Below are 19556 nucleotides of genomic sequence, written 5' to 3' on the forward strand. Positions count from 1 at the left end.
GACAGATGACCCACACCGTGGTCGACAGCCCCGTCGGCCCGCTGACGCTGGTCGCGCACCGCGGCGCGCTGTCCGGCGTCTACATGACCGACCAGCGCCACCGGCCGGCGCAGGAGACGTTCGGCCCGGAGGACCCCGGGCCGTTCGGGGAGGCGGCCGGGCAGCTGGCCGAGTACTTCGCCGGCGAGCGCGAGGTGTTCGACCTGGAACTCGACCTGATCGGCACGCCGTTCCAGCGGGCGGTGTGGCAGGCGCTGCGCGAGATCCCGTACGGGGAGACCGTGACGTACGGGGAGCTGGCGGCGGCGCTCGGCCGGCCGTCGGCGGCGCGCGCGGTCGGGTTGGCCAACGGGAAGAACCCGGTCGGCATCGTGGTGCCGTGCCACCGCGTCGTGGGGTCCACCGGCGACCTCACGGGGTACGGCGGCGGGCTGGCGCGGAAGCGCCAACTGCTCGACTTCGAGCGCGGGGCGCACGTGGGGCGGTTGCCGCTCTGAACCGACGGGGCGGCTCGACGAGCCGCCCCGCGGTCTGGTGGCCTGGTCTGGTGGTCTGGGGTTTGGCGGCCTGGGGTCTGTTGTGGCGCGGCCTCGGCGCTCCGCCTGTGCCGACGCCCTCTCCACCAGCCGCCTCCGCATCCGCCTCCCCCGCCGGCCTGTCCGCCCCGCCTGCCTGCCTGCCTACCCGCCAGCCCGCTGGCCAGCCCGCTGCCCGCCAGCCCGCTGGCCAGCCCGCTGCCCGCCTGTCTCCCTCTCCCTCCCCCTCCCTCCCGCTCTGCTGCTCACCCTTCCTCCCTCCTCGCAGTCCCAGCTCCAGCTTCCACCGACAAGAAAAGTTGTCTTGACAATCCGAGTTGTCGGTGCGAAGGTTCTCCCATGCTTGATGTGGCAGTGATCGAGGACCCGGCGACAGCCGAGGTCACGCTGGACCCGGTGAGGGTGAGGCTGCTGGCCGAACTCGCCGAGCCGGGTTCGGCGACCACGCTGGCGGCCAAGGTGGGGCTGCCGCGGCAGAAGGTCAACTACCACCTGCGCACGCTGGAGCAGCACGGTCTGGTCGAGCTGGCCGAGGAGCGCCGCAGGGGCAACATGACCGAGCGGGTCATGCGGGCCACCGCCGCGTCCTACGTGATCTCGCCCGTGGCGCTGGCCGCCGTGCAGCCCGATCCCGCGCGCTCACCCGACCGGCTGTCCGCGCGCTGGCTGCTGGCCGTGGCCGCCCGCACGGTCCGCGACGTCGGCCACCTCATCACCGGCGCGTCCAAGGCGGGCAAGCGGGTCGCCACCTTCGCCCTCGACGGCGAGGTCCGCTTCGCCTCCGCGGCCGAACGGGCGGCGTTCGCCGAAGAACTCGCGGTCGCCGTCACCGGCCTGGTCGCCAAGTACCACGACGAGTCGGCGGCGGGCGGTCGGGCGCACCGCGTCGTCGTCGCCGTCCACCCGAGCATCCCCGAGGAGTGACCGTGGGCCACGCGTTCGAAGGCGTCAACGAGGTCGAGCTGGACGGCGTGACACCCGAGCAGGTGTGGGAGGCCATCGCCACCGGCCCCGGCATCGACTCGTGGTTCATGGGCGGCAACGAGGTCGAGCCCGGCGCCGCGGTGCGCCAGGCGTTCGGCGGGTACGCCCCCAGCCACCCCGTCACCGCCTGGGAGCCGGGCAAGCACCTCGCCTACGGCGGCGAGAAGGCGCCCGACGGCCGGTTCGTCGCCTACGAGTTCCTGATCGAAGGACGTGACCGGGGCAGTACCGTGCTCCGCATGGTCGCCGGCGGTTTCCTGCCCGGCGACGACTGGGAGGACGAGTTCGAGGCCATGACGGCCGGCGGCGAGATGTTCTGGCAGACGCTCGTCACCTACCTGCGCCACTTCACCGGCCGCACCGCGCGACCGGTCACCGCCTTCGGTCCGCCGGTCGGCGAGTGGGCCGCGACCTGGGCGCGCCTGGGCCACCGGCTCGGCCTGGACCGCGCGCCGCGCACCGGGGACGAGGTCACCCTCGACGGCGTGCCGGGCGTCGTGTACTTCGCCAACTCGCAGACGGTGGGCGTCCGCACGGCCGACGCGATGTACCGGTTCTTCCGCACGCTGCACGGCGGGTTGGCCGCCATGCACCACGTGTTCGCCGGCGACGACCGCGACGAGCGGGCGTGGTCGGCCTGGGTCGGCGACCTGTCCTGATCGAGGCGTCCGAGCGGCACGCGAAGCCGCCGGACGCGCTCGGTCCTGTCCGTTGGGTGTTGGTTCGACGTGGTCCGACAGGGTCGCGCCCGAGAACATGAGGAGAACGAGGAAGATGGCGCACGTCGTGTCCAAGGACGGCACCAGGATCGCGTACGGCAAGGTCGGGTCGGGCCCGGCGCTGATCATCGTGGACGGTGCCCTGTGCTACCGCGGGTTCGGCCCGGCCGCCGAGCTGGCGAAGGCCCTGTCGTCGGACTTCACCGTCTACACCTACGACCGGCGGGGCCGCGGTGAGAGCGGTGACGCGGGGTCGTACGACGTCGAGCGCGAGGTCGAGGACATCGCCGCGTTGATCGAGGAGGCCGGGGGCTCGGCCCACCTGTTCGGCATGTCGTCGGGCGGTGCGCTGGTCGCCGAGGCGGCGCACCGCGGTGTCGCGGCGGAGCGGGTGGCGATCTACGAGTCGCCCATGATCATCGACAACACGCACCGGCCGATGGACCCGGGCTTCCCGGCGGAGGTGTCCCGCGCGATCGCGGAGGGGCGGCGGGGAGACGCCGTGAAGCTGTTCATGCGCTACGTCGGCACGCCCGGGTTCCTCATCGCGATGTTCCCGCTCATGCCGCCGTGGAAGAAGCTCAAGGGGGTGGCCCACACGCTGCCGAACGACCTGGCCGTGGTGGGCGAGTACCAGCACGGCACCCCGCCGCCCGCGGGTCGGTGGTCGGGTGCGGAGGTGCCCGCGCTGGTGATCGCGGGGGAGAAGAGCCCGGAGTACATGCGGAACGCCCAGCGGTACCTGGCTTCGGCGCTGCCGAAGGGTCAGCTGGTAGTCCTGCCGGGACAGACCCACATGGTGAAGGCCAAGGTGACCGCCCCGGTGCTGACCGAGTTCTTCACCAACCGGGTGTCCGCTTAGGACTAGCCGGCCCGGCTGTCACCGAGCCCTTCCAGCCTCGACGACAGCCGGGCCACCCGCGTGGTCCGATGTGGACATGAGAGCGCTCCCAAAGCCGCTTCGACGCGCGGGACGCTAACCGCCCCAAGGCTGACCGGTTCGCGCGTCCGGCCAAGAGCGCGGTTCCCGGCGGCCAAGCAGCAGGTTGGGACGGGCAACGAACCACCCCAAGCACCCGGCCGCCGCAACGGGCCGGCGGCCAACGCAACGGCGACGGACGAGGCACTCCTCTGCGGGCGCGCGGCGGGCAAGTCAGCCCGCGAGACGCGACGGCAACGGGTGCGGTGTGTGGCGGGTGCGGCGGCAACGGGTGCGGCGTGTGGCGAGCAGCATGTGCGGCGTGCGGCGAGTTCGGCGGCCGGGAGCGAGGGTTCGCCTGGGTCGGCGTGCGGCGGGCGGCAACCGGCGTGCGCGCCGCGAGTGCGCGAGTGTGTGACCGCTGGGCACAGGGACCGGCGGCTGGTGCGCGGTCAGGCTTGCGGATGTTCGGGCTTGCGGATGTGTGGTCGGCGGCTGGTGTGCGGCTGGCTGGTGGACGCGCAGTTGGCCGACCGGCGTGTGGCCGGCAGGCGGCTGGCTGGTGTGGCCGGCAAGCCGCCGGGGGTGCGAGTGGGGTGGGGCTCAGACCCCTGGTCCTGGGTGCGAAGTCGGTGCCTCCTTCGGTTCTGTCCGGCCCGGTCGCGCGGGCCGGCCTGGTCGTGCGGTCCAGCCGTCCAGTCCTGCTTGGCCGGACCGGCCGGGCGACCACCCCGTCTCCGTGCTCACCGCCCCGTTGGCAGGGTTGGGGGTGGTCGCTCGGCCGTCGATTTCTCCTCTACCGATGTACGGGAACGGTGTTTCCGTACATCTTTTTGCGAGGTTCACTCGATCGTGCGACGCGAGCTTCCTCGAAGAACAGCCCCGTGCCCTCCCCGCGGCGCCCGAGGCTACCGAAGATCATCAGGGCTTGCGCGCCACCGCGCCCGCGATGCAGTAGCTCACCGTGTCCAACTCCTTCAACCGCGGCCCGTCCGGCCACCAGTCGGCGCAGATGACCAGGCCCGGGTCGATCAGTTCGAGGCCCTTGAACAGCCCCAGCAGCTCGCCCCTGGTCGCGAACCGCCCGCTGCCCATCGGCGAGTGCAGGAACGTCTCCTCCATCCGCCGCGCGATGGCCGAGTGCTCCTCGGTCTCCGGGTCGAGGAAGTGGGAGATGCCGACGAAGGACCCGGACGGCAGCGCCTCGATGTACTCGGCCATGATCTCCGCCGACGTCGGGGTGGTGCCGTTGTAGTGGTGCAGCGTCCCCATCTGGAACAACGCCAGCGGCTCGGAGAAGTCGATGTGCTTGCGCACCACCGGGTCGTTCAGGATCTCCTGCGGCTTGAAGATGTCCGCCGCCGAGAAGTGGGTCTGGTCGTTCTCCTCCAGCAGCGCCCGGCCGTGCGCCAGCACCACGGGGTCGTTGTCGACGTAGACGACTCGTACGTCCGGGTTAATCCGCTGCGCCACCTGGTGGGTGTTCTCGGCGGTGGGCAGACCCGAACCGCAGTCGAGGAACTGCGTGATACCCGTCTGGCTCGCGACGAAACGGGTGGCGCGGATGAGGAAGTTGCGGTTGTCCACGGCCAACGTCGCCGCTTCGGGGGCGACCTGCTGGACGCGGCGCAGGACTTCCCGGTCGATCTCGTAATTGTCCTTGCCGTTGAGGAACGCGTCGTAAACCCTGGCGATGCTGGCCTTGGTGGTGTCGATGTAGACGGGGGTGGCGGCGTCCGAGGACGAACCCGACATTGTGTTGACCTCGCATAACGGGGGAGAAGGGGCGATGTTTCGTGCACCGCGTCACAGTCCGCTCAGCGTAAGCGTATGGGCCTTCCGCGTGAGTGAGCCGCGCACATCTGACGCGGCAAGATCGGGGGTGTACGTTCAGTGACGATGCGAGTTGGCCCCTTCCGGGCGCAACCGCTGTTCGGGTGGACGACTCCAATCGGAGCTGGACCGGCAGTGGGCCAGGGGTGGATCAGGGGCATGACGGTCGGGAGGTGCCACGATGGTCACGGGTGAGCCGACCTCCGAGCGGGAGAGCGGGCCCACCGCTCTGCGGATCGTGCTCGGCGCGCAGCTGCGCAGGCTCCGCGAGGCGGCCGAGATCAGCCGCGCGGACGCGGGCTACGCGATCCGCGGCTCGGAGTCGAAGATCAGTCGCATGGAGCTGGGGCGCGTCGGGCTCAAGGAGCGCGACGTGAACGACCTGCTGACCATGTACGGGGTGACCGAGGACGAGGTCCGCGGGAAGTTCCTCGAGATGGTCCGCCGCTCGAACTCGCCGGGCTGGTGGCACCGGTACTCGGACCTGATGCCCGACTGGTTCCAGGACTACGTCGGCCTGGAGGAGGCGGCCTCGCGCATCCTCACCTACGAGACGCTGTTCGTGCCGGGCCTGCTCCAGACCGAGGACTACGCGATGGCGATCGCGAGCCACGGCAGACCCGAGCTGGCGGGGCCGGCGGTGAAGCGGCGGGTCGCGCTGCGGATGCAGCGGCAGAAGATCCTCCAGCGACCGGGCGCGCCGCGGCTGTGGGCGGTGATCGACGAGTCGGTGCTCCACCGGCCCATCGGCGGGCGGCGCGTGATGCTGGAGCAGATCGAGTACTTGCTCAGCGTGACCAAGGAAAGCCCGATCACCCTCCAGATCGTGCCGTACCAGCTCAGCGGTTACGCAGCGGAAGGTGCTTTTACGATGCTGCGCTTCGGCGAGCCCGACCTGCCGGACATCGTGTACCTCGAACACCTCGCCGGAGCCCTCTACCTGGACAAACTCGAAGAACTGGAGGTCTACAGCCGGGTGTTCGACCGGCTCACCGTGGACGCGGAGACGCCGGACCGCAGCCGGCAGCTGCTGAGCAAGATCCGAGCGGACCTGTAGGGCTTCCTCCGTACGGGCGAAGTTCACGCTCTGCATCTGCACGTGCATTTACCCGTGCGTCAGCCAGTGCTACGGTCCGTGCACAATCAAATGCACGTGCAGATGCATCACCACGACGATGTGTCTCCGGGTTGGAGGGTGATGTCGATGACCGCTCAGGTCCACAACGGTATGCCCGCTGCCGATCTCGTCGGCGTCGAGTGGCGCAAGAGCGCCCGCAGCGGCGCGCTCGGCAACTGCGTAGAACTCGCCACGCTCACCGACGGCTCGGTCGCCATGCGCAACTCCCGCTTCCCCGAAGGCCCCGCGCTCGTCTACACCAGGGCGGAGATCGCGGCCTTCGTGGCCGGGGCCAGGGACGGGGAGTTCGATGACCTCGTCGGCTGACCAGGCGACCAACCGCACCTCCATCCAGCTGCGCGAACTCATCGCGCGGGGCTTCCAGTTCCTCCACCCCAGGGATGCCAGGGGCGAGCTCGCGGCGGTGGTCGGCGTTCGCGCGCACGACGCGGTGATCGACGTCGTGCGGCTGCACACGCCGGACGACGCGGTCGCGATGCGGATGCCCGCCGACGAGGTGAACGTCCTGGCGCCCAGCCGTTTTTCCTGGCGCAGGCACGGGCCGGCGACGAGCGTGCTCGAAGAGCTGCTCGACCTGCCCGACGACCGGATCGCGTGACCGGCCTGATCTCCCGGTAGGCCGGACCGCTCACGACTTCCCGTCCGCAGCTGCGGTGGCGGACGGGCGAGGGGTCACCCGACCCCTCATCGACGAACCTGACCTGGAGACGCAGCGGGAGTCGGCCGCGCCCACGTCGACGCCACGCTCGGAGCGCAACTCCGTGTTCGTCGCGTTCGGTGCGGGGGCCGAGGTCGGCTTCGGTCTCCGCACCGGCCAACTCCCGACCCGAGGACCCGAGCCGGTCACCCCGGGTCCGCGGAGCCCGACGGGTCCGCCGCCCCTCAGCCCCGGCGCAGCCCGCGCAGCACGACGGCCAGCCCGCGCCGGAACTCCTCGTCCGCGTCGATCCCCCTCGCCGCACCGGCGGTCTCGGCCAGCAGCGGGAACCCCTCGCCCAGCCCGGCCATCGCGGTGGTGCCGGGCCCGTCCAGCGGACCCCGGTGCTCCAGCTCGATCGCGCCGATCACGTACCCCAGCAGGGCGCGCAGCGCGATCGCCCGCTCGGCCCCGTCGAACCCGGCCCGGGTCAGCACCCCCAGCACGGCCTCGGCCCAGCGCAGCGCGCTCGGGCACCGGTGCCGGTGCGCGGTGGTCAGCGGCACGGCCCGGGGGTGCTCGCCGACCGCCGCCCGCAGCCGCTCCACCAGCACGGCGACCTGTTCGTCCCACGACGCGCGCCGGGGCGGCGAGGTGTCCACTGTGGACAACACCAGCTCCGCGGCGAGCGCCTCCAGCTCCTCCCGGTCGGCCACGTACCGGTAGAGCGACATCGTCCCCATCCCCAGCTCGGCGGCGACCGCGCGCATGGACAGCGCGTCCAGGCCGTCGCGGTCGACCACGGCCAGGGCGGCCGCGGCGAGGGCGGTGGTGGTGAGGGACTTGGGGCGGGGCATCGCCTTGACAGCGTACGGCATACGCGCATAACGTGCGATCGTAGGCGTACAGCGCACGCTGAAGAGGGGGAACCATGGCCGAGTGGGAGACCGTCCGGGGTGGCGCGGTGCGGGTGCCCGACCCGGATCGGTTGGTGCACCTCCAGTTCCGCCGGTTCGCCGGCTGCCCGGTCTGCAACCTCCACCTGCGGTCGATCGTGTTGCGGCACGACGAGATCTCCGCGCACGGCGTCGTCGAGGTGGTCGTGTTCCACTCCGGCGCGGCGGACCTGCGCCCGCACGTCGCCGACCTCCCGTTCGCCGTCGTCGCCGACCCGGACAAGCGGCTCTACGCGGAGTTCGGCGTCGAGGCCGCGCCCCGCGCCCTGCTCGACCCGCGCGCGTGGAGCGCCATCGTCCGCGGCGTCGCGCGCGACCTCGGACCGCTGCTGCGCGGTCGCCGCCCGCCGCCCCGGGCGACCGGGGGCCGGCTCGGGCTGCCCGCGGACTTCCTCATCGCCCCCGACGGCCGGATCGTCGCGGAGAAGCGCGGGCGGCATGCCTACGACCAGTGGACCGTGGACGAACTGCTCGCCCACGCACAGGCCCTGACCCGCGGGAACTGAGTTGTCCACAGACCTGTCCCCAGGTGTGGACGGATCGAACAGGCGTTCGAGGCGCTGTTCGCGGCACCCCGGACGCGCGGGGAGGGCCCCGCTCGCGAGCGGGGCCCTCCGGGTCGGTCGCGGCCGGTCGGCCGGCGCTGCTCAGCCGATCGGCGGAGCCATGACGAACCAGTTGAAGCCCTCCACCATCTGCCGCGTGGTGTCGCTGACGTAGCGGGGACCGGTCAGCTCCCACCGCTCGACGTCCTTGTAGGTGCCCGGCAGCAGCGCCTCGTTCACCGGCGTGCTCGGGTCGTCCTTCGACGGCACGTACTGCTTGAAGTTCACCCGCTCCAGCTTCACGTCCAACGCCTCGTACGCCGACTGCGTGGCCAGGTAGTCGCCCTGCCCGTGGTCGGGGGCGCGACCGGGGTCGGCCAGCTTCAGCTCGACCACGTCGCCGTTGAACGAGCCCTTGGCCGACACCACGGTGACGAGGTGGCCGCCGGTGCGCTTGAGGCTGTCCGACGGGCCGTCCGCGTAGCGGCCGTAGACCAGTTGCAGCGGGCCCCAGTCGAGCTTCCTCGCCAGGTCGCCGGCGAAGTCGGCGGCGCTGTGGGAGTTGACGTACCCGGAGTCCACGAACCAGCCGCTGTTCCTGGCCGGCGCGGTGGCGACGTTCCAGGCGGCGCGCAGGTTCGTGGTGTTGGTGCCGTCCTCGTGGCTCCAGCCCGCGTCGGTCGCGATGCGGCCGATCGAGTTGGTCACGACGTTGTAGTGGGCCGGGTCGGTCGGGTTCAGGTTGCCGACCTTCGTGGTCAGCCAGCCGACCGGCGCGTCCTCCTGGTGCCCCCAGTAGTGCAGCACGTTGTAGAGCGAAGCCGGGCCGCAGTGGCTGTTGCCGTTGCCGGCGAAGCCCGCGCGGAACTGGTCGACGTCGCTGACCCCGCACTGGCGGACGTGGAAGTCGGGGCCGGCGAGGTCGCTGATCCGGGCGCAGCGCTCCGGGGCGGTGAACACCGGGTCGGCGGACGCGACACCCGGCAGGGTGAGCGCGGCGGCGGCGGTGGCGACGGCGGCGAGCACGGTCTTGCGCAACATGGTCCTGCCTCCTGTGAAGTGGGGGGAACCGCCTCCCGCAGTGCCCCCTCGGTGTGACAGGACATAGCTTGACCTGCGCAAACGTCGCCGGGCATGAGGGAAGGCCCCTCAACTGCCCCCGGCGGAACTTGGGTGTATCCGGACGACCCCCAGGCGTCTCCTACACCGATCAGGCCAACGCGCGGGCCAGGTCGCGGCGGCCGCTGATGCCGAGCTTCGTGTAGATCCGGCCCAGGTGGTTCTCCACCGTCTTGGGCGTCACGAACAGCTCCTGCGCGATCTCCCGGTTGGCCCGCCCGAGCGCCGCGAGGTCGGCCACCCGGCGCTCGCTCGCGGTCAACGCCTCCGCGCCCGGCAGCACCAGCCGCCGCGGCCGGTCGCCCAGCGCCTCCAACGCCTCCGCAGCCCGCCCGCGCAGCGCCGTCGCCCCGCACGCCGAGGCCAGCTCCATGGCCCGGTGCAGCGGTTCCCGCGCGTCCGCGCGCCGCCGCGCCACCCGCAGCGCCTCGCCCAGGTCGGCCAGCGCCTTGGCCAGGTGCAGCCGGGCCGGCGAGGTCTCCAGCACCGCCACCGACTCGACCAGCAGCTCCACCCGGCGTTCCGCGTCGGCGTGCGCGAGCAGCCGCAGGGCCGCGCCGACCTCGGTGGCCGCGCCCCACCTCCGCGCCAGCGCCACCTGCTCGTGGGCCAGCTCCCGCGCGCCGGCCCCGTCGCCGAGCAGCAGCGCCGCGCGCACCGCCGGGTCGCGCCACGGCACGGACGGCGGGTCCATCTCGGCCTCGGCCTGGGCGTCGCGCTGCCGGAACGCCTCCTCGCGCGCCGTCCGCGCGTCGCCCCGGGCCAGCGCCAGCAGGGCGCGCGGCTGGTGCAGCCAGATCGTGGGCATGATCCGCGGCGTCTCCGGGTGCAGGGCGTCGAACCGCGCCAGCACCTCGGCCACGCCGCCCGGGTCGCCCCGCTCCAACCCCAGGTAGCACAGGAAGTGGGTGGCCGTCGCGCGCAGCGCCACCACGTGCGTCACCGGGTCCTCGTCCCGCACGGCGGCCAGCGCGCCCTCGGCGTCCGCGGCCATCGCGCCCAGGTCGCCCAGCCGCCAGCTCAGGAACGAGTTCGCGTTGGCCACCATGGCGTACTCGACCGGCGACCCGTGCGCCCGCACCCGGGACCGGGCGCGCTCGACCTCCCGGCGCGCCTCCTCGACGCCGTCCGCGGCCACCAGCGCGATCAGCGCCACCACCCACGCGACCATGGCGTCGGTGCTGCCGGTGGCGTCGTCGAAGTACGCGCCGTTCGACAGCGCGCGCAACGCCGTGGCGGCCACCTCGCCCGCGGGCCACACCTCGTAGCGGCCGGTCTGCGCGAGCAGGCCCAGCAGGGTGCGCTCGTCGGGGGTGCGGCCGGCCAGCGACGCGTACCCGCCCAGGTGCGCCGAGGCGGCCCGGCGGTGGTTCGGGGAGAACGACCGGAGCACCGCCAGCCGCGCCTCCAGGTGCAGCCTGCCCGCGTCGGGGCCGCGCCGGGACACGGCCTCGACCAGCTCGGCGATCGCCGCGTCCGGGCCGTCGACCGCGGCGGTGGCGGACGCGGCGGCGGCCGACAGCTCGGCGTCGGGCAGGGCGGCGGCGGCCGCGCGCAGCTCCTCGCGGGCGCCCGCGGCGTCGCCGGCGCGCAGCAGCGCCCGACCCAGTTCGGCGCGCAGGCCCGCGTCGTCCGGCCGCTCCTCCACCGCCCGCCGCAGGTGGGACGCGGCGGTGTGCGGGTCGCCCGCCGCCAGCAGGGCCGCCGCCGCCCGGCGCAGCACGTCCGCGGCCTCCGGCAGGGTGCCGCGCGGTGCCCGCGAGAGGTGCGCGGCGACCCGTTCGGCGGGCGCCTTCGCCGTCCACAGCCTGGTGGCGGCCCTGGCGTGCAGCGCCGCCCGCGCCACCGGGCCCAGGTCGGCCAGCACCGCCTCGCGCACCACCGGGTGCGGGAACGCCAGCTCCTCGCCGGCCAGCACGTTCGCCGCCACCAGCGCCTCGACCGCCCGCGCCAGCTCGTCCGCGCCGAGGTCGGCGACCTCGCCCGCGAGCCACGGGTCGGCCGCCGTGCCGAGCACGGCCGCCGCGCCGGCCAGTCGCACCGCCTCGGCGGGCACCCGACCCAGCGCGGCGCGGAACACGGTGCTGGGGCCGAGGCCGCCGACCCGGTCGGCGGTGCGCGGGTCGTCCAGGGGCAGCGCGAGCGCCTCCAGCTCGTCGACCAGCACGCCGGTCAGGAACGGGTTGCCGCCGCCCGCCGCGTGCAGCGCCGCCGCCACCTCCGGCGCGGGCCGCACGCCCCGGGCCGCGACCAGGTCGCCCAGCGCGCGTTCGGTCAGCGGGCGCGGCAGCAGGCGCTCGGCCTGCCGCGACACGCTCAGCTGCGCCAGCGGGCCCGTGTTGCCCTCCGGCGGCCGGGTCGCGACGACCAGCGCGATCGGCAGGTCCGCGATCCGCCGCGACAGGTAGGCCAGGAACCGCAGCGACGACGGGTCCGCCCAGTGCGCGTCGTCCACGGTGATCAGCAGCGGCCGGGTCGCGGACAGGTCCACCGCCACCCACCACAGCGCGTGCAGCGTGCGCGCCAGCTCGGCCTCGCCCGGGTCGGCCGCCGCGCCGTCGAGCGCGGCCAGCGCGTTCCCCGGCGGGCCGGCCAGGATCCGCTCCCGGACCTCGCCCCGGTAGCGGGACACCGACCGCTCCACCATCTGCCGGACCACGCCCCACGGCATCGCGCTCTCCAGCACGTCGCCGACGGCCTGGAGCCTGCCGAACCGGCGCTGCCCGGCCAGGGCGCGGGTGTCCTGCACCAGCCGGGTCTTGCCGATGCCCGCCCGGCCCTCGATCACCACGACCCGGCCCTCGCCGGCCGCCGCCGAGTCCAGCGCCGCCGTGATCCGCCCCAGCTCCCGGTCCCGCTCCAGGGTGCCCGGCCGCGGGTCGGCGGGTCCCGGGTCGGAGGGTCCCGGCCCGGTGGGTCCCGGCCCGGTGGGTCCCGGCCCGGTGGGCTCCGGGCTGACCGGTCCCGGGGCCCTCATCCGACCAGGCGCTTCAGCCGGTCGGGGTCGCGGAGCGGGCGGCCGTGGCCGAACAGCACCAGCTTCGGCCTCAGCTCCGCGAGCCGGCGCATGGACTCGCGGTTGCGCTCGACGTCGTGCGTCAGGAACTTCGGCGGCGGTCCGGGCCGCAGCAGGTTGAAGAACACGTCGCCGCAGATCAGCACGCCGTCGTGGTCGCGCCACAGGGCGATGTGGCCGGGGGAGTGGCCGGGCGCGTCCAGCACGGTGAACCCGGCGACCTCGTCCCCCTCGACCAGGCCCCGGGCGACCGGGTGCGGTTCGGGCATCGGCATCTTCGCCAGCAGCGCGGGCAGCAGGCCGGGCGCGGGCACCGGCCGGGCCGATTCGATCGCCGCGACGTCCCGGCTGCCCGCCCACAGCGGCACGTCGTACCGCTCGCACAGGGCGTGGCTGGAGCCGAAGTGGTCGGGGTGGGCGTGCGTCACCACGTGGGCGGCGAGCTTCCGCCCGTCGAGCTGGCGCGCGATCCGCTTGCGGGCGGCGGGCGTGCCCGCGTCCACCAGCACGTCCTCGACCAGGTAGGCGTTCATCATGTGCGGAGGCCTGCCGAGCAGCTGGTGGACTCCGGGAGCCAGGGGACGCACGCCCGTGATCGTAGCGCCGCACCGTGCCGTCCGGGCGGCTCACCGTGACGGTTGCGGCGAACGGCCCGCGCGACCGCGTGACACCCGACCTGGTGCCGGGCCCGACGCGGTCGCGCGGGGTGTCCCTAGTCGGTGAGCAGGTGCAGGGACCGCACGCCGGTCAGGTTCGGCGAGGGCAGGAAGACCGGCTCGCGGTCCGGGTCGACGCGCAGCCGCGGGAAGCGGTCCAGCAGCACCTCCAGCACGACCCGGCCCTCCAGGCGGGCCAGCGGCGCGCCCACGCAGAAGTGCACGCCCCGGCCGAAGGCGAGGTGCGGGTTGGGGTCGCGGGCCACGTCGAAGGCGCCGGGGTCGGCGAACCGGCGCGGGTCGCGGTTGGCGGCGGCCGGCCAGACCATCAGCATCTGGTCCGCCGGCACCTCGACGCCGCCCACGACCTGCGGCTCCGCCGTGACGCGCACGACCGAGGCGAACGGGGTGAGGAACCTCGGCGACTCCTCGATCGCCGCGGGCACCCGGGACCGGTCGGCGCGGACCGCCGCGAACTGGTCCGGGTGCGCGTCCAGGCACAGCACGGTGTTGCCCAGCAGCATGGTCGTGGTGATGTGGCCGGCGACGAGCAGAACGCTCGCGAAGTTGACCACCTCGACGTCGGACAGGCGCGCCCCGTCCACCTCGGCCTCGACGAGCGCGGTGAGCAGGTCCTCGCGCGGGGCGCGGCGGCGTTCGGCGGCGTGCGCGGCCAGGTACTCCAGCATCGGCCGGATGACCTCGCCCTGGTGCTCGAAGTCCGCGCGCACCCGGTCCTCGTCCTTGAGCGAGAACTGGTTGGCGTCCTCGAAGAGCCGGTCGCCCCACTCCTTGAACAGCCCCCGGTCCTCGGCGGGCACGCCGAGCAGCTCCGCGATCACGGTCACCGGCAGCGGGTAGGCCAGGTCGCGGACCAGCTCGAAGTCGTCGCCCACCTGGTCCAGCAGCTCCCGGGTCAGCTGCTCGATGCGCGGTTCCAGGTCCGCGACGACCTTCGGCGTGAACGCCCGGCCGACCAGGTTCCGCAGCTCGCGGTGCTTCGGCGGGTCCATCTGGACGATGTTGCCGTCCAGCGCCGTCCCCTCCGGCATCTCCGGGAACAGCCGCGAGAGGTCCGACGAGAACCGGCCCCAGTCGCCGAGCACCTCGACGGCCTCCTCGTGGCCGTAGACGTTCCAGAAGCCCAGCTCCCCGTCGTGGACGACGGGCGCGGCCGGCTGCTCGCCGCGCAGCCAGAACTGCTCCGGGTGGGTGTTCCACATGTGTTGTCCCCCAATGATTTTCGTGTTGGTGTTCGTCGGGTCAGGCGCGCCGGACGACGACGTCGCCCAGCGAGGTGCGGGCGCGCACCTCGACCCGCTCGTCGGTGTCGGCGGGCGAGTCGGCGGCGGTCAGCCGGTTGTGCACGCGGCCCGCGAGCGAGCGCACGTCCAGCCAGGCGGCCGTGCCCTCGCGGATGCCGACCTCCAGCTCGCCGACGCGGGTCTCCAGCACCACCGAGCCGCGCGCCACGTCGCCGACGCGCACGTGGCCGTTGGCGGTCTTGGCGTGCACGTCGCCGTGCGCGGTGTCCACGTGGATGTCGCCGTTGGCGGCGTTCACCCGGACGTCGCCGAGGACCTCCCCGATCCGCGTGACGCCGTTGGAGTTCCGGACCGCGCCGTGGCCGTCGAGCCTGCCGATGCGCACCTCGCCGGTGCCGGTGGTCACCTCGGCGCGGCCGGTCGCGTGGGCCACCACGACGTCGCCGGTGGCGGTCGCGGCGCGCAGGTCGCCGGTGCGGTGCAGGTCGATGTGGCCCGCGGAGGTGGTGATGCGGCACTCGCCGAGCGGGCCGTCGCCGCGGAAGTCGGTGAGCGAGCCGCGGGCGGTGACCGCCGAGCCGGCGGGCAGTTCGACGGTGACGTCCACCGAGCCGGGGCGGCCGAACAGGCCGCGCCACCGCGGGGTCCGGACGACGAGGCGGCCGTCGGCGAAGTCGACGGTGGTGGCCTCGGCGGTCCTGACGTCCTTGTCGTCGGCGGGGTCGGTCGGCTTGACCTCGACCACGGTGTCGGCGCGCTCGGCGGCGGTGATCCGGGCGCCGCCGGCGACCACGTCGAGGTCCAACGTGATCGGGTGCGGTGTGGTGAAAGCGGGCATGGGTGTCCCCCCGGTGGTCGTCTGCGGTGTCGTCGTGCGGTGCCGGGCACGCCGTGGGGCGCGGTCGGTGGGCGGCGCGGTCGGTGGGCGCTGCTGGCGGGCGCTGCCGTCGGTGCCGGCGCGGCGTCGGTCGGCGCGGCGTCGGGCGTGGCACCCGGTGACGCCGGCCCGGTGGTGCCGGCCCGGTGGTGCCGGCGCGGTGTTCGGCGTGGGCTAGCGGACCCAGCCGGAGTAGCGCTGACCTGCGGCGGAGCGCCCCGTGGGCCGCGCGGCCGACCCGCCGAGCCCGGCCGCGGCGGCCCGCACCAGCCAGGCGTTGACCGAGATCCCCTCGCGGGTCGCGGCCTCCTCGACGCGCTCCTTCAACCGCTCCGGCAGGCGCAGGTTGATCCGGGTGACCGCACCCTCGTCGGGGACGACCGGTGGTGCCACTGCGGCATCGTCGTGGCTCACCGCCGCGCCCTCGGGAACTTCCACCACGAACTCTGGGTCGCGCCCTCGCAACCGCACGTCCACGGAGCCCGGCGCGAGGTCCCGGGTGATCTCGTCGGCGGCCGTGGACAAGGCTTCCAGGAGCGTCAACCGCACGGCGGACTCCAGCGGCGCCGCCAACCGCTCGGCCAACGCCCTGGCCTCCGCCCCGCCGGCCTCGGCGGCCGTGGCGAGTTCGCGGCGGAGGTTGTCGACGTACGGTGTCAGGTCCATGGTGCCAATATGGCACCACTGTGGCACCATCGCAAGCCGCCTGGGTCCGTCGGGGACCGGGCCGCCGCTCCCGCACGTGTTCGACGGTTGTGGGGAAATATTGCTCCTCGATCGAGTGATGGCCGGCGGGAGGTCGTGGGTGCGCTTATTTCCGGAACGAACGGCCTTCGGTGCTCGACGACGTCGCTTCCGCGGAGTGGAATAAAGCTGGGCACGCCGGGTTTCCCCAGAATTGGCCACCGGTCCGCTGGGCCGTTCCGCTGGACCATTCGTGAGCTGGGCATATGATCAATCGCACCGCGCTCGGTGGAACCGCACAAATACGGACGACCCGAGTGGAGCAGTGCGGTCGACCGGTCGGCTCCCCGGTCATCGCTCTGAGTGAACGGCAGTGAAGTGCCATCCAGCTTCAATTCGTTCCACTATTGCCAAGGGGACGGTTCTCGTAGATGCTCTGCGCCATGAATTTCCGGCCTCTGCCCCCGGGGCAGTGGGCGCCCGTCCTCCCGATGCCCGGCATCCCGGAGCACCTCCTCCGCGAAGGCGCCTACCTCCCCTCGCCGCTGCCCTCGGACCTCTGGCTGCCCCTGTCGACCTACCGGTCCTGCGCCGACGCCGAGCACGCGCTCGGCCGGCTCGACGAGGCGGCCGAGCGGCTCGGCGTGCGCTCCGCGCTGGTGCGGGCCACCCAGGTCCGCGACGCGAACAGCTCGGCGGGCCTGGCCGGGATCGCGATGGGCCTGCGCGAGGCGTTCGTCGTGGACCTGCTGATGTCCCGGGGCGCGCCGCCGCTGGAGGGCACCGAGCACGAGGCCATCGCGCCCTACCGGCGGGCCTGCGAGCACGGTCTCGCGCGGCTCCGCGCCGGCGTGCCCAACGGCGTGGAGCTGGTGGGGCAGATGGCCGCGATCATGGCCGGCCGCCCGCCGGACCGGCCCGGTGACGTGCTGCGCGACGCGCCCGGCCGGCTCGGCGCCACGCCGGGGGACGCCTACCTGCTGACCGCCACGGGCGCCCACCTGGTCGCGCTGCTGGAGCAGTGGTCGACGTGGCTGCGGGACGAGGACCGGCAGCCCCGCACCGCGCAGATCGCGATCGCGCACTACCAACTGGAGGTGCTGCAACCCTTCCCGACCGCGAACGGGCACGTGGCGCGCCTGTTCTCGCTCCTGGAGCTGGTGCGCGCCGGCCTGCTGCGCGACCAGGTCCTGCCGCTGTCGGTGTGGCTGGACGACGCCATGCCCGACTACCGGCGGCAGCTCCGCGCCGTGGTCGACACCGGGATGATCAACCACTGGGTCGACTTCTTCACCGCCGGCCTCCGCGCCCAGGCCCACGCCCAGCTCCGCCTGATCGCCCGCCTGGAGGACCTCGCCGCCGACTACGCCCGCCGCCTGCCCTCCGGCGGCAGGCTCCCGCGGGTGGCCGCCGAGCTGATCGGCTTCCCGGTGGTCGACCACCCCTGGCTGTGCGAGCGGCACGGCGTGACCACGAGGGCCGCCACCGACCTGACCGGCAGGCTCGTCGAGCTGGGCATCCTGGTGCCGTGGGAGTTCCGCGGCTACCGCCGGGTGTTCCTCTGCCCCGACGTGCTCAACCTGCTCGCCGACGACCCCGACACCACCGCCGACTTCTGAACGGGAACCCGCGCCGAGGCGATGAACGAACCCGACGACCGCCACGCCCGCCCCTGCCGCCGCCGAGGCTGCCGCCGGGCGCACTGCCACCACCGCCGCCGCCGCCCGGTGGACCGGACCGGCCCCCGGTTCGCCGCCGGGCTGCTCATCCAGCTCGTCCTGGCGCTGGTCAACCTGTTCCGGGAGTGAGCTGCTCCAGCTCCGCCACCAGGTCGCGCACCCGCTGCGCGGCCGCGTCGTCCACGCCGATCAGCGACGCGAGCGCCCGGTTGAACGCGCGGTGGGCGGCCGGCCGGTCGCCGGACAGCCACAGCGCCCGCCCGAGCAGGGCCAGCGCCCCGGCCCGGTCCGGCACGCCCGCGGGGTCGCCCGCCTCGGCGAACACCCGGTCCGCGCGCGTCAGGTAGCGGACCGCCGCGGTCAGCCTGCCCACCTCGGTCATCAGCTCACCGAGGCGGGTCAGCGCCCGCGCGGCCCCGGGCAGGTCGCCGTGCCGGAAGAAGGTCTCCAGGGCCTCGTCGGCGCAGCCGACGACCCGGTGCATCCGCCCCTGCGCCCGGTAGGTCTCCGCGAGGTCGTCCAGGGCGGCCGCGGTCGCGGCCGGGTCGTCGTCGCGGACCCGGTGCACGGCCAGCTCGCGCATCCCCTGCGCGGCGGCGAGCTGGAGGAGGCCCCGGGCGCGCAGCGAGCGCGCGCCCCGCCGGAAGGCGGTGGCCAGCACGAGCGACGTGGGCAGCACCGCGGCCAGCCGCGCGCCGGCCTCGTGCAGCGACCGGAACCAGTCCTCGTCCGCGTCGGGGGGCACCGCCGGCCACACCTCCGCCAGCAGCGCCGCCACCGCCTCCGGCTCGTCCACCGCCGAGCGCAGCACGTCCGCGACGCGCCCGCGGTTCGCGTCGAACCAGGCGCGGGCGTCGGGGGAGCCCGAGACGCCCACCAGGTCCCGGCGCAACGCCGAAGCCGCGTGCCGTGACTCGTCGCTCACCTGCCGCTGTCCTTCCGCCGCCGAACTTCGTGCGTTGGCCACTGGTCACATCGAGTCAGACCGCTTCGACGCTTCTAGTGTCACGCATTCGGGTGAGTCTCCACAGCAGGGGCCGGCGCACTCCACTCGCCTACGCGTGCCGGGCACCTGAAAAGCCTCCCGAGGCTGACACGGAGAGTGGTCAACGCGGCACGGAGACGATCTCGAACAGGTCGTGGAACTGCATCGGCGCGAGCGCGGTCAGCGCGCCGCCGATGAACGCGGGACCGGGTTGGAGCGCGCCGTTGAGCACGCGGGTGACCGTGGAGCGGTTGACGTCCATCGCCCGTGCCAGGGCGTAGTCGGACCGGAACCCCGCGAGTCGCACGGCTTTGGTGAAGGCCTCCGGGCGGAGCCTGATGGTGTGGGGCATGGCGGGCCTCGGGCTCTGTCGTGTGCGCACACCGTCTGGTGTGTGCGCACAACAGTAACCCGGTTTCCCGGACGCAACGGCGTTTTCCCTTGTGCGCCAACAACTTCGCACTTCACCGTCTCGGCCGCGCGTGGCGCGTGTTGCGTCCGGGCCCCTAACATCACCCCCGTGACCACGCGCTGGTGGCAGTACGTCGAGACGAACCTCCGCAACCGGGGGCTGAAGACGGGCGACCTGACGAGGGTGACGGGCGTCGACCGCAGCCGCATCAGCGAGTGGAGGCGGGGCAAGGGGGTCTCCCTGGAGACCGCCCGCGCCGTGGCCCGCCTGTTCGAGGCCAGCCCGCTGGAGGCGTGGGTGGCCGCCGAGCTGATCACCGACGAGGAGGCGCGGCTCCAGCGCGCCCGCCCCGACCCCGCCGACCTGACCGACCAGGAGCTGATCGCCGAGCTGACCCGCAGGCTGGGGCGCGTCGGGGATTGAGGCCCCGGCGCGCCCGAGCCCTCAGCGGAGGGCCGCGCCGGCCGCCACCGGACTCCGGTTGGCGCCGGCCGTGACCGGACCCCGGCAGGACCCGGCGGACGGCGCCGCGCCGCTCACCGCCCGGCCCCGGCGGGCGCCCCGACCTCGACGAGCCCGGTCAGGGACGCCGGCAG

At 73.8% G+C, this 19556-nt stretch carries 21 protein-coding genes; 11 read left to right on the top strand and 10 right to left on the bottom strand.

The genetic code is table 11. From position 1 onward, the window contains the following. Nucleotides 1–5 precede the first annotated feature (5 nt). The 4 genes from ACFV4N_RS10360 (at nucleotide 6) to ACFV4N_RS10375 (ending at nucleotide 3101) form a co-directional block, all read left to right on the top strand. Nucleotides 6–497 (top strand): methylated-DNA--[protein]-cysteine S-methyltransferase, encoded by a 492-nt coding sequence (locus tag ACFV4N_RS10360; RefSeq protein WP_499672190.1) that lies wholly within the window; start codon nucleotides 6–8, stop codon nucleotides 495–497. Nucleotides 498–875: 378 nt separating this feature from the next. Continuing rightward, nucleotides 876–1460, top strand: a complete 585-nt coding sequence (locus ACFV4N_RS10365) for an ArsR/SmtB family transcription factor (protein ID WP_499672191.1) — start codon at nucleotides 876–878, stop codon at nucleotides 1458–1460. A gap of 2 nt (nucleotides 1461–1462) precedes the next feature. Beyond that, the gene (locus ACFV4N_RS10370; RefSeq protein WP_499672192.1) at nucleotides 1463–2179 is read left to right on the top strand and encodes an SRPBCC family protein; all 717 of its coding nucleotides are present in this window, start codon (nucleotides 1463–1465) and stop codon (nucleotides 2177–2179) included. Nucleotides 2180–2294: 115 nt separating this feature from the next. Continuing rightward, complete coding sequence (locus tag ACFV4N_RS10375) at nucleotides 2295–3101, top strand: alpha/beta fold hydrolase (RefSeq protein ID WP_499672193.1); 807 nt, start codon at nucleotides 2295–2297, stop codon at nucleotides 3099–3101. Between the two features lie 978 nt (nucleotides 3102–4079). Here the strand turns inward: ACFV4N_RS10375 and ACFV4N_RS10380 are convergent. Then, nucleotides 4080–4913 carry an SAM-dependent methyltransferase gene (locus tag ACFV4N_RS10380; protein WP_499672194.1) on the bottom strand — a complete coding sequence of 278 codons (834 nt, stop codon included), beginning with the start codon at nucleotides 4911–4913 and terminating at the stop codon, nucleotides 4080–4082. A gap of 259 nt (nucleotides 4914–5172) precedes the next feature. Between ACFV4N_RS10380 and ACFV4N_RS10385 the strand changes: the two genes are divergently transcribed. The 3 genes from ACFV4N_RS10385 (at nucleotide 5173) to ACFV4N_RS10395 (ending at nucleotide 6727) form a co-directional block, all read left to right on the top strand. After that, on the top strand, nucleotides 5173–6048 hold the full coding sequence (locus tag ACFV4N_RS10385; RefSeq protein WP_499672195.1) for a Sco1979 family transcriptional regulator: 876 nt from the start codon (nucleotides 5173–5175) through the stop codon (nucleotides 6046–6048). Between the two features lie 147 nt (nucleotides 6049–6195). After that, complete coding sequence (locus ACFV4N_RS10390; protein WP_499672196.1) at nucleotides 6196–6435, top strand: DUF397 domain-containing protein; 240 nt, start codon at nucleotides 6196–6198, stop codon at nucleotides 6433–6435. Beyond that, entirely contained in the window at nucleotides 6419–6727 is a 309-nt protein-coding gene (locus ACFV4N_RS10395; protein WP_499672197.1) for a hypothetical protein, read from the top strand. Before ACFV4N_RS10390 ends, ACFV4N_RS10395 begins: the two co-directional genes overlap by 17 nt. Before the next feature lie 284 nt (nucleotides 6728–7011). Here ACFV4N_RS10395 and ACFV4N_RS10400 read toward each other — a convergent pair whose 3' ends face one another. Continuing rightward, nucleotides 7012–7644, bottom strand: coding sequence for a TetR/AcrR family transcriptional regulator C-terminal domain-containing protein (locus ACFV4N_RS10400; RefSeq protein ID WP_499672198.1), 633 nt, complete (start codon nucleotides 7642–7644; stop codon nucleotides 7012–7014). Nucleotides 7645–7697: 53 nt separating this feature from the next. Here ACFV4N_RS10400 and ACFV4N_RS10405 point away from each other — a divergent pair, with 53 nt between their 5' ends. Continuing rightward, nucleotides 7698–8228 (top strand): peroxiredoxin-like family protein, encoded by a 531-nt coding sequence (locus ACFV4N_RS10405; protein ID WP_499672199.1) that lies wholly within the window; start codon nucleotides 7698–7700, stop codon nucleotides 8226–8228. 141 nt (nucleotides 8229–8369) lie between these two features. On the opposite strand, the gene ACFV4N_RS10410 is transcribed toward ACFV4N_RS10405, so the two are convergent. From ACFV4N_RS10410 to ACFV4N_RS10435, 6 genes are all read right to left on the bottom strand, one after another. Then, nucleotides 8370–9308: a hypothetical protein gene (locus tag ACFV4N_RS10410; RefSeq protein WP_499672200.1), complete on the bottom strand. Its 939-nt coding sequence runs from the start codon at nucleotides 9306–9308 to the stop codon at nucleotides 8370–8372. 169 nt (nucleotides 9309–9477) lie between these two features. Next, a complete protein-coding gene (locus ACFV4N_RS10415; protein ID WP_499672201.1) occupies nucleotides 9478–12363 on the bottom strand; it encodes a helix-turn-helix transcriptional regulator in 2886 nt (961 codons plus the stop codon). Then, a complete protein-coding gene (locus tag ACFV4N_RS10420; protein ID WP_499672202.1) occupies nucleotides 12360–12989 on the bottom strand; it encodes an MBL fold metallo-hydrolase in 630 nt (209 codons plus the stop codon). Before ACFV4N_RS10420 ends, ACFV4N_RS10415 begins: the two co-directional genes overlap by 4 nt. Before the next feature lie 125 nt (nucleotides 12990–13114). Beyond that, on the bottom strand, nucleotides 13115–14281 hold the full coding sequence (locus tag ACFV4N_RS10425; RefSeq protein WP_499672203.1) for a cytochrome P450: 1167 nt from the start codon (nucleotides 14279–14281) through the stop codon (nucleotides 13115–13117). A gap of 40 nt (nucleotides 14282–14321) precedes the next feature. Beyond that, nucleotides 14322–15161, bottom strand: coding sequence for a DUF4097 family beta strand repeat-containing protein (locus tag ACFV4N_RS10430; protein WP_499672204.1), 840 nt, complete (start codon nucleotides 15159–15161; stop codon nucleotides 14322–14324). A 213-nt stretch (nucleotides 15162–15374) separates the two neighbouring features. Next, nucleotides 15375–15866, bottom strand: a complete 492-nt coding sequence (locus tag ACFV4N_RS10435; RefSeq protein ID WP_499672205.1) for a toxin-antitoxin system HicB family antitoxin — start codon at nucleotides 15864–15866, stop codon at nucleotides 15375–15377. Between the two features lie 461 nt (nucleotides 15867–16327). Here ACFV4N_RS10435 and ACFV4N_RS10440 point away from each other — a divergent pair, with 461 nt between their 5' ends. Next, on the top strand, nucleotides 16328–17503 hold the full coding sequence (locus ACFV4N_RS10440) for a Fic family protein (RefSeq protein ID WP_499672206.1): 1176 nt from the start codon (nucleotides 16328–16330) through the stop codon (nucleotides 17501–17503). A 21-nt stretch (nucleotides 17504–17524) separates the two neighbouring features. After that, nucleotides 17525–17692, top strand: coding sequence for a hypothetical protein (locus ACFV4N_RS10445; RefSeq protein ID WP_499672207.1), 168 nt, complete (start codon nucleotides 17525–17527; stop codon nucleotides 17690–17692). Here the strand turns inward: ACFV4N_RS10445 and ACFV4N_RS10450 are convergent. Continuing rightward, nucleotides 17673–18488 carry a hypothetical protein gene (locus tag ACFV4N_RS10450; RefSeq protein ID WP_499672208.1) on the bottom strand — a complete coding sequence of 272 codons (816 nt, stop codon included), beginning with the start codon at nucleotides 18486–18488 and terminating at the stop codon, nucleotides 17673–17675. The two genes, ACFV4N_RS10445 and ACFV4N_RS10450, sit on opposite strands and share 20 nt — an antisense overlap. Before the next feature lie 181 nt (nucleotides 18489–18669). After that, nucleotides 18670–18900 carry a transcriptional regulator gene (locus tag ACFV4N_RS10455; protein WP_499672212.1) on the bottom strand — a complete coding sequence of 77 codons (231 nt, stop codon included), beginning with the start codon at nucleotides 18898–18900 and terminating at the stop codon, nucleotides 18670–18672. 168 nt (nucleotides 18901–19068) lie between these two features. Between ACFV4N_RS10455 and ACFV4N_RS10460 the strand changes: the two genes are divergently transcribed. Beyond that, on the top strand, nucleotides 19069–19383 hold the full coding sequence (locus tag ACFV4N_RS10460) for a helix-turn-helix domain-containing protein (protein ID WP_499672209.1): 315 nt from the start codon (nucleotides 19069–19071) through the stop codon (nucleotides 19381–19383). The last annotated feature ends 173 nt before the right edge of the window (nucleotides 19384–19556 follow it).

Source organism: Actinosynnema sp. NPDC059797, from assembly GCF_042732085.1.
Classification (GTDB): Bacteria; Actinomycetota; Actinomycetes; order Mycobacteriales; family Pseudonocardiaceae; genus Actinosynnema.